At 68.7% G+C, this 8884-nt stretch carries 8 protein-coding genes, 1 tRNA gene and 3 pseudogenes; 10 read left to right on the top strand and 2 right to left on the bottom strand.

All coding sequences use genetic code 11. The features are described from left to right. The 7 genes and pseudogenes from B9S58_RS39420 to B9S58_RS25970 all read left to right on the top strand — a co-directional run. Window positions 1-248 (top strand): ROK family protein (locus B9S58_RS39420; RefSeq protein ID WP_258045036.1); only part of this gene is annotated, 248 nt, incomplete at its 5' end. A 227-nt stretch (window positions 249-475) separates the two neighbouring features. Further along, window positions 476-1480: pseudogene (locus B9S58_RS25995) on the top strand (sugar ABC transporter ATP-binding protein); the annotation flags it as partial. A gap of 305 nt (window positions 1481-1785) precedes the next feature. Beyond that, complete coding sequence (locus tag B9S58_RS25990; protein WP_103534461.1) at window positions 1786-2568, top strand: trypsin-like serine protease; 783 nt, start codon at window positions 1786-1788, stop codon at window positions 2566-2568. A gap of 114 nt (window positions 2569-2682) precedes the next feature. Next, window positions 2683-3594 (top strand): LysR family transcriptional regulator, encoded by a 912-nt coding sequence (locus B9S58_RS25985; protein WP_103534460.1) that lies wholly within the window; start codon window positions 2683-2685, stop codon window positions 3592-3594. A 165-nt stretch (window positions 3595-3759) separates the two neighbouring features. Next, the gene (locus tag B9S58_RS39415; protein WP_258045033.1) at window positions 3760-4086 is read left to right on the top strand and encodes a hypothetical protein; all 327 of its coding nucleotides are present in this window, start codon (window positions 3760-3762) and stop codon (window positions 4084-4086) included. 5 nt (window positions 4087-4091) lie between these two features. After that, window positions 4092-4820, top strand: a pseudogene (locus B9S58_RS40305) (IS3 family transposase); the annotation flags it as partial. A 56-nt stretch (window positions 4821-4876) separates the two neighbouring features. Next, window positions 4877-5701, top strand: a pseudogene (locus tag B9S58_RS25970) (sugar phosphate isomerase/epimerase family protein); the annotation flags it as partial. 56 nt (window positions 5702-5757) lie between these two features. Here the strand turns inward: B9S58_RS25970 and B9S58_RS25965 are convergent. Beyond that, on the bottom strand, window positions 5758-7062 hold the full coding sequence (locus tag B9S58_RS25965; protein WP_103534457.1) for a DUF2254 domain-containing protein: 1305 nt from the start codon (window positions 7060-7062) through the stop codon (window positions 5758-5760). 163 nt (window positions 7063-7225) lie between these two features. Here B9S58_RS25965 and B9S58_RS25960 point away from each other — a divergent pair. Continuing rightward, window positions 7226-7313 (top strand) — tRNA-Leu (locus B9S58_RS25960). Here B9S58_RS25960 and B9S58_RS39410 read toward each other — a convergent pair. Then, window positions 7292-7945 carry a BrxA/BrxB family bacilliredoxin gene (locus tag B9S58_RS39410; protein ID WP_258045045.1) on the bottom strand — a complete coding sequence of 218 codons (654 nt, stop codon included), beginning with the start codon at window positions 7943-7945 and terminating at the stop codon, window positions 7292-7294. The genes B9S58_RS25960 and B9S58_RS39410 overlap by 22 nt on opposite strands. Between B9S58_RS39410 and B9S58_RS39405 the strand changes: the two genes are divergently transcribed. Beyond that, a complete protein-coding gene (locus B9S58_RS39405) occupies window positions 7878-8027 on the top strand; it encodes a hypothetical protein (protein ID WP_258045046.1) in 150 nt (49 codons plus the stop codon). The two genes, B9S58_RS39410 and B9S58_RS39405, sit on opposite strands and share 68 nt — an antisense overlap. A gap of 440 nt (window positions 8028-8467) precedes the next feature. Continuing rightward, entirely contained in the window at window positions 8468-8869 is a 402-nt protein-coding gene (locus B9S58_RS40300; protein WP_374935708.1) for a transposase, read from the top strand. Window positions 8870-8884: the final 15 nt, after the last annotated feature.

Here is an 8884-nt window from a genome sequence, read left to right as displayed (position 1 = left end):
GCGGCAACCGGGCCGGACAGGTCATCGCCGGCCTCGTCAGCTTCTTCAATCCCGGCCTGGTGGTGATCGGCGGCGGGGTCACCGGCCTCGGTCACAACCTCCTCGCCAGTGTCCGGACCCAAGTCTACAAGCAGTCCCTGCCCCTGGCCACCGGCAATCTCCCGATCGTGCTGGGCGAGTTGGGGCCCGCGGCCGGAGTGATCGGCGCGGCCCGGCTCATCAGCGACCACCTCTTCTCACCGGCCTGACCACAGGCCGTACGCACCACCGCACTGAGGCAGCGTTTCGTCAGTGCGACTCGTTATCCGTCAGGTACTCGTCAGGTATCAGCTCGTCAGGTACTAGTCAGCAGCCGTTCGTGGTGCCGCCGGCTCCACGGCACCTCCAGCCCTGCGCCCTGTCCGCATCACCGGCCCTCCCCGGCCCCTCGGTACCGCCCGAGCAGGGGAGACCCCATTCGCCGAGGGGATTCGTCATGGCACCAGAACCACCCCTGCTCACGATGTCCGGCATCACCAAGCTCTTCCCGGGCGTCCGCGCCCTGGACGGCGTCGCCCTGGAAGTCCAGGCCGGCGAGGTCCACTGCCTCCTCGGCCAGAACGGTGCGGGCAAGTCCACCCTCATCAAGGTGCTCGCCGGAGCCCACCAGCCCGACGACGGCGAGATCACCTGGCGCGGCGAAACCGTCCAGCTCAAGTCGCCGATCGCGGCCATGCGCCTGGGCGTCGCCACCATCTACCAGGAACTCGACCTGGTCGAGGGCCTTTCGGTCGCCGAGAACGTCTTCCTCGGCCACGAGCCGACCAGCGCGGGCTTCATCGTCCGCACCCGGGAGGGACGTCTCGCGGCGAAGGCGCTCCTGGCCCGCCTCGGTCACCCGGAGATCGACCCCGCCCGGCCGGTCGGGGACCTCTCCGCCGCCCAGCAGCAGATCGTCTCCATGGCGCGGGCGCTCTCCCACGACGTCCGGCTCATCGTGATGGACGAGCCCTCCGCCGCCCTCGACCCCGACGAGGTCGACAACCTCTTCCGGATCGTCGACAGCCTCACCGCCGACGGGGTGGCCGTCGTCTACATCTCGCACCGTCTTGAGGAGATCCGCCGCATCGGCGACCGGGTCACCGTCTTCAAGGACGGCCGGACCGTCGCCGTCGGGCTTCCCGCCGCAGACACTCCCACCCGCGACATCGTTGCCATGATGACCGGCCGGGACGTCGCCTATGTCTTCCCGCCGCGCCCGGAAGAGCCGGCCGCCGCCACCGCGGAACCCGTTCTCCGGGTCCAAGGCCTCTCCCGCAAGGGCGAGTTCGCCCCCGTGGACCTGGAACTCCGACCGGGCGAGATCGTCGGCCTGGCCGGACTCGTCGGCTCGGGCCGCTCGGAGATCCTGGAGACGATCTACGGAGCCCGCCGGGCGAGCACCGGGACCGTCACCGTCGCCGGCGAGCAGCTCCGCCCCGGCAGCGTCCGCCGATTGATCTAGAGCCTGTCAACTCGCGCATGTCGCATCCTTTTGAACCTTTGGGCAGATTGCCACCTGTCGCAGGGGGAGCCTCGGAGACTGCCGACCCCGGATCTGCGACGCGGCGGTCCGGGTTGGCCGGGAGACCCGGGACTACCGCCTGGTACTCCCGGATGTTATGGGTCGCTGGCATTGGCGGACCGGTACGACCGCCTCACATACTTCGGTGGACGGCAGGTTGACGGGCCACGAACAAGCTGGGACCACGAGCAGAGACCGGCCCGCCGCCACGCCTCCCACGTCACCCTCACGAAGGATCTCTCATGCTCCTGCCTCGCTCCTTGATCGCCGCGGGCATCGCCCTCGGCGTGGCCGTCGCCGCCCCGGCCTTCACCGGCGCCGCGTCCGCCGCTCCGAAACCCATCGTCGGCGGTGGGCAGGCCACCTCCACCTACTCGTTCATGGGCTCCATCCAGGTCAACGGCGGCGGCCACTACTGCGGTGCCTCGCTCATCTCCCCGGGCTGGATGGTCACGGCCCTGCACTGTACATACGGCAATGGCGCGCTCCCGGCCTCATCCCTGCGCGTGAGGGTAGGCTCCAACGACCACCTCAGCGGGGGAACTCTGGCCGGCGTCTCACAGATCGTTCGCCCGTCCACCAGTCAGAGCATGGCCGGTCAGGACATAGCCTTGCTCCGCCTCAGCAGCCAGGTCTCCAACACGCCCGTACCGATCACCGCCACCACTCCCGCTGACAATTCCGCCACCCGGCTGCTCGGCTGGGGCCAGACCTGTCCGCAGCGCGGCTGCTCCTCCTCGGCGCCCCGCTACCTCAAGCAGCTGGAGACCAAGGTTCTGCCCGACAGTTCCTGCTCGGGCATGGTGAACAGCCGTGAGCTGTGCATCGCGGGCACCACCTCCAGCACCGCCTGCTACGGCGACTCCGGCGGTCCCGCCCTGGTCAACCGAAACGGCCGCCTCGAACTGGCCGGCGCCACCAGTCGCAGCGGCAGTGGAAGCGACACCTGTGGTGTCGGCGGCGCCGTCTACACGGACCTGGCTGCCTGGCGATCCTGGATCCAGGAGTACACCGGCGCACTGTAGCCACGGAGCCGAGAGGGGGCGGGCCGGGCTGGCGAGCGTCTGTCCGGCCCACACAGGACCGCCTCCTCTCACATCGTGGACATGACACCGCGCGTGAACTAGCCTCAACCAGCCATGGACCTGGAACTGCGGCATCTCCGCATTCTGCTGGCAATCTCCGAAGCGGGCAGCCTGACCAGGGCAGCCGCCGCCCTGTTTCTCTCTCAGCCAGCTATGACCACCCAACTGCGGCGGATCGAGGCGTCGTTCGGCCAACCGCTCTTCGAGCGCTCGGCTTGCGGCGTTGCACCCACACGGGCCGGCGAACTGGTGCTCGCGCACGCGCGGACCGCAGTGGTCAGCGCCGACCGGATTCGCAGCTACCGGCTCCGCCCGGCGGACGGTGCGGAGCCGGTAGCGGTCGGCGGCAGCTCCGGGCCGATTCTGAGCCACCTGACGCTGCATCTGCCCGCCGCGGTGACCAATCCAGTGACCTTTGTCCAGTTCTCATCCACGGGGGACGCGATGAATGGAATTGAGGACCGTTCCGTCGACGCCGGATGCTTGGTCGACCTGGACGGTTTCGGCGCGACCCCGCCCGAGGGGGTCATCGTCGACGTCATCGGACTTGAACCCGTTGTGGTGATCCTTCCGGCGGGCCACCCCCGCGCCGGACAGGACCGGGTCGATCTCGCGGACCTCGCCGACGAGACGTGGCTACTCCCGCCGCACGACCTGGGCTGCGACGACTACGGGGCCCTGGCCGACGCCTGCGCCCCGGCCGGATTCGCGCCCCGGATGTCACCCCACCGGATCGGAGACCTCAGCATCCTCTGCGACCTGGTCGCCCAAGGCGTCGGCGTCGCTCTGGCCCAGGGGTCGGCCCGGGCACGTGAGGGCGTAGCCATGCGCAGGCTCACGGGCGACCCTCTGATCGGGAGACACCTCCTCACCCTGCACCGCGACTCACCCCTCTTCGGGGCCCGGCCCCTCCTGCTCGACCTCGTCCGGGCCGCCTTCGAGGCACGCTGCGTCACACCGGGCTGAACCGTCCGGCGAACGGGAGACTCCTGCGTTCTCGTCCGGGGCGCCATGGCCAGTCGGCACGGGCGAGGTCCTCGAAGAGGGCAAGCTCCCCACCAATGATTGACAGGTTACGAACTGAACCGCCCCGGGTCGGGTGGAGGCTTGATTCCATGGAGGGATTGAGTCATGGCACGACCTTCCCGTTGCCCGCTTGAGCTCCGCCGTCGTGCGGTGCGCATGGTCGCTGAGGTGCGCGACGGCTACCCGAACGAGACGGCCGCTCTGCAGGCGGTCACCGAGAAGCTCGGCATCGGTTCCCGTGAGACGCTGCGGAACTGGCTGAAGCGGCACGAGATCGACGCGGGGGCACGGCCGGGGACGACCACGGAGGAATCGGCCCGGCTCAAGGCGATGAAGAAGGAGATCGCCGAGCTGAAGCGGGCCAACGAGATCCTGAAGGCGGCGGCGAGTTTCTTCGCGGCCGAGCCCGACCGGCCACACACACGCTCGTAGCGTTCATCGACGAGCACCGGGACCGCTTCGGCGGGGTCGAGCCGATCTGCAGGACGCTCACCGAGCACGACTGCCAGATCGCCCCTTCCACCTACTACGCCCACCACCAACGCATGGCCGCCCCGTCCGCCCGGACCGTGCGGGACACGGAACTCAGGGAGCTGATCCGGCAGGTCCACATCGACAACTGCCGTGTCTGCGGGGCGAGGAAGATCTGGCGGGAGCTGAACCGGCGGGGCCATGCGGTGGCCCGCTGCACCGTGGAGCGGCTGATGCGCGAGCTGGGCATCACCGGCGCCGTCCGCGGCAGGAAGGTCATCACCACGATCCCGGACCAGCAGGCCGAGCGGGCACCGGACCGGGTGGACCGCGGCTTCGTCGCCACCGCGCCGAACCGCTGCTGGGTCGCGGATTTCACGCATGTGGCGGCCTGGGCCGGGGTGGTCCACGTCGCCTTCGTCGTGGACACCTTCTCCCGTCGCGTCGTCGGCTGGTCCGCCGCGACGTCGAAGGAGACCCGGCTCGTCCTGGACGCTCTGGAAATGGCGCTGTGGCAGCGCGACCGCGATGAACACCCCCATACTCGGGGCGAGTTGATACACCACAGCGATGCGGGCAGCCAATACACCAGCTTCAAGCTGGCCGAACACCTGGACGTGGCCGGCATCGCGGCATCGATCGGCTCGGTCGGCGACGCGTACGACAACGCCCTGATGGAGAGCACGATCGGCCTGTTCAAGACCGAGCTGATCAAACCACAGCGGCCCTGGAAGACCCTCTCCCAGATCGCGGCTTCGGCCCCGTCTTCACCGAACTGGAGAAGTACGGCTACGACGAGATCGAGTTCGCGGGCTACACCCAGGGCTCGGCCGGCGCCATCACCCTGGCCCAGCTCAAGAGGCTGGCCCGCGACCACGGCCTCAACCCGATCGGGAGCCACGTCGGCTACTACGACGACAACAACCCCGGCGCCTACACCTTTGCCCAGAACCTTGAGAAGGTCCTGGACGACGCCCAGGCCCTCGGCCTCAAGCACATCGGCACGGCCTCGGGCCCGTTCCGCTACGGCGACACGGTGGACGGGTGGAAGCGGGCGGCCGAGGACTTCAACACGTACGGGGCGGCCGCCCGTAAGCGCGGCATGAAGTTCTACCAGCACAACCACGCCGAGGAGTTCTCCTTCGCGACCGACAAGCCGCGCGTACGTCTCTACGACGTGTTGCTCGAAGAGACCGACCCGGACCTCGTCTACCTGGAGATGGACATCTACTGGGCGTTCTGCGCCCAGTTCCGCTTCAGCGAGCGCGTGGACGGCAGCCCGGCCCCGCTCGACCCGCTGAAGTACGTCCTGAAGAACCCGGACCGCTACCCCCTGTTCCACGTCAAGGACGGCGTCCGCGACGACGCGACGCGCGACGGCTACCGCATGTCGGACGTCGGCGACGGGGACATCGACTACAAGACGTTCCTGTCCAAGGTCACGGGCCGGACCCACCGTGGCCGGACGTACCACCACTGGCAGGCCGAGCACGACAACCCGGTCGAGTCGCTCGCCTTCGCCCGCAAGTCGAGCGAGCACCTGTACTCCCTGCGCGAGGGCCGCTGCGGCGACTGACGCGTGAGGCCCGGCCCGCCGGAGGCTCTCCGGCGGGCCGGGCGGCAGGGCCGGGGCTACCCGATGCCCTGGCGGTCCGGCAGCAGGGCGAACGCGCGGTCGGCGGGCACCGGCACCGTGCGCTCCACGGTCTGGACGAGCAGCGCACGATGCCTGACCAGAGACATCCTCCGGTCCTCGGGGGCGAGCAGCAGCAGGTCGTCGAGGCCCGCCATGAGCCGCCGCGTCACCTGGGGACTCCCGGCGACACACCAGCGGATCTCCTCGAAGGCGAGGTCGACCAGGTCGTCCCACCCCGGACCGTCCTGCACGAGGCGCACCCGCCCGGCCCGGTCCCGGTGGTGGACGGTGCCGAGCGGCAGAGGTGCCACGGCCGCGAGGAACTGCACGATCCGGTCCAGGCACTGCACGGCGGTGGTCGGATCGTTCACGGACGTCGACAGGGCCCGCAGCGCGATGTCCGTGAGCTGCCGCAGCCCGAACGCCAGGTCCTGGTGCAGGGTGCGCTCCACCGAGACGGACACCGTGTACCGGAGGCGGTGCCGAGGCGGCACGGCCCCGCCGTGGACGGCGAGGACCGGCGTCCCCGGTACCACGAAGTCGCCGATCCGCGGGATGAGCCGCAGTACGACGTCCTGCCGCCGCGCGGCCCGGACCAGCCGTGCCGTGTTCACGTCCCGCAGCACCCCGGCCCGCCCCTCGTACATCACCCGCGCGGTCTCGGGCCCCGGCTCGACCTCTCCCCGCGGCCCCCGCGGCATCCTGCCCAGCACCCGGAACGAGTCCCGCGCGATCCTGTCGACGACGGGCCCCACCTGCATCAGCCGCAGCGTCGCACTCACGTAGACGACGAAGAGCAACAGACTCAGCCCGAGCAGTACCAGAATGAGCAGGCTCTGCACGAGCGGGACCGAGACCACCCGGCGCGGGTCGGTCTCGCTCTCGAACGAGGAGAGCACGAGCAGCGAGAAGAGGAACGTCGCCAGGAACACCGTCAGCGTGAGCTTGCTGATCCGGCTCCTGACGAAGATCCGCACCACCCGGGGTGTCAGCTGGCCGCTCGCCATCTGCACCGCGACCAGCGAGATGCTGAACACGACCCCGATGAACGTCATCATCGCCGAGCTGATCGTGGTGACGATCGTCTTCGTGTCCTGGGAGAACGCGATCAGCTCGCCGAGCTCGTCGTACGCCCCCTCCCGCTGGAGCAGCGAGACGATCGCGTCGTCCAGCTCGGTGGCGACCAGCCACAGTACGAACACGCAGACGAACCCCATGGTCGGGGCGAACCAGAACGTGTCACGCAGATGCTCACGCAGAGGGGACAGCGGACGGGGCCGGCGGTAGCCGCGATCACTCATGGACGCGAAGGTAGCCCCGGGACCTCCGCGGACCGGGGACGCCGAGGTCGCACCGGCACGCCGCACCGCACTGACCACGGGATATGCGGGTGAAGGGCGCGCCGAACCCCTGGTATGGTTTCCATGTCGACGCGGGGAACGCACCGCGAACGGCAGACACCTTGTCCGGGTGGCGGAATGGCAGACGCGCTAGCTTGAGGTGCTAGTGCCCTTTATCGGGCGTGGGGGTTCAAGTCCCCCCTCGGACACCAGGGTCAACCGACCGAATAAAGCCGGTCAAAGCGACACTCTGTCGCTTTGACCGGCTTTGTTGTTGTGGTGGACGTGATCTGGCCCTCTGCGGGTTCGCAGAGGGCCAGATGCGTTTGTGCTGTTCAGATGGGGTGTGAGGGGTGGGGTGGATCAGTTCTCGGGTGTGGTGCCGGGGAGGTAGCCGCCCGGGGTCCAGTCGCGGGGGTTTTTGAGTTTGTGACGGTTGGAGGGGCGGCGACGGGCGGGGAGGCCGCTTTTCTTGACAGACCCGCTGCTGGCCGAACTCGTTGAAGGCGGACTCGAGGTCGATGGCGAGACTCTGGGCGTCGCGGCCTTCGATGCGGTGGCGAGGGACGAAGTGGACGAGTTCGCCGTCCTTGAAGAGGGTGATGGAAGGGTGGGACGGGGGGACGTCCGCGAAGTAGGAGCGCAGCTGGGCTGTGGCTTCGACATCCTGCTCGTCGAAGACGGTGAGCAGCTGGTCCGGGCGCTTGGCGTCACCTTCGAGGGCAAGCCGGACACCGGGGCGCGCCATGCCGGCTGAGCAGCCGTCAACGGAGTTGATGACCACCAGGGTCACGCCGGTGGTGGCCTTCTTCATGGCGCGGTCGACGTCGTCGGCGGTGCCCAGCTCGACGAAGCCGATGCTGGTCAGCTCTTCCCGCATGGGCTTGATCAGCAGTGGAGAGTACGGCATTACCAATCCTCACTGAGAATTACGCATGAGTTACTCAAGGTACTTGTTCAGTGTTCCCGCTCACCTCGAGGCCGACCGGAACCGCTGGCTCGGAAGTGACGTGCTGACCGAGCGCGGGTTGCCCGGGGTAGTGCACTCTGCTCCGCTACTGACTGTAGCGAGATTCGTGGCCAAGTTACTACTCGTCAGGTGGCCGCCAGCGGGGAATCTAACTGGCCACCGACACTCCACATCCTTCTTCGGTGGCCCCGCAACGGGGCTGCCGGCCTCCGGGCCCGGCATGCCCTCCCTGTTGAACATGATCCGGGGTAGTGTCACCAGGCCCAGAGGCACTGGCTGACTGCTGATTAGGGGCATGGCCACCGACTCTCCGCAGGTCGGGAGTCTCTTCGTAGGGTGAATGAGGCGATCGGTGCCGTGGACGAGGCCGGGCAGAGACGCCACCGGAGGACGCACGTGATCGAGACCGGCGGCATCGACGTCCACCTGGGCCTGGACGTCGGCAGTGGCGAACACCACGCCACAGCCGTCACCCCAGCCGGGAAGAAGGCGTTTGACAAACGCCTGCCCGACACCGAGCCCAAGCTCCGCGAGCTGTTCGGGCAACTCCAGGCCAAGCACGGAACGGCCCTGGTCGACCAGTCGGCCTCGATCGGAGCCACGGCCTTGGATCAAGCCCAGCCCCCGGGTGAGTTCGGCGACCCAGGCCCGTCCGAGTACAGCGGCCCACGTGGGCTGAGTCCCTCACGTCATGCCCCACGACGGGCCGCTGAGCAGGATCAGGGCAGACGGCGAGACGTGGCCGACCCTGTCGCGGCCGACGAAGCTCCTCGGCATCCGGGCTGCTGTCATCAGTAAGGCCCGGGGCAACAA

It is taken from the genome of Streptomyces sp. SM11, from assembly GCF_002910905.1.
Lineage (GTDB): Bacteria > Actinomycetota > Actinomycetes > Streptomycetales > Streptomycetaceae > Streptomyces.
This window is presented reverse-complemented; position numbering and strand designations above follow the sequence as displayed.

Bases quoted from the DNA above. Each gene is read 5' to 3' on its own strand.
- B9S58_RS25990 (WP_103534461.1), top strand. From the start codon at position 1,786: ATGCTCCTGCCTCGCTCCTTGATCGCCGCGGGCATCGCCCTCGGCGTG.
- B9S58_RS25985 (WP_103534460.1), top strand. From the start codon at position 2,683: ATGGACCTGGAACTGCGGCATCTCCGCATTCTGCTGGCAATCTCCGAA.
- B9S58_RS39415 (WP_258045033.1), top strand. From the start codon at position 3,760: ATGGCACGACCTTCCCGTTGCCCGCTTGAGCTCCGCCGTCGTGCGGTG.
- B9S58_RS25965 (WP_103534457.1), bottom strand. From the start codon at position 7,062: ATGAGTGATCGCGGCTACCGCCGGCCCCGTCCGCTGTCCCCTCTGCGT.
- B9S58_RS39405 (WP_258045046.1), top strand. From the start codon at position 7,878: ATGACCACCAGGGTCACGCCGGTGGTGGCCTTCTTCATGGCGCGGTCG.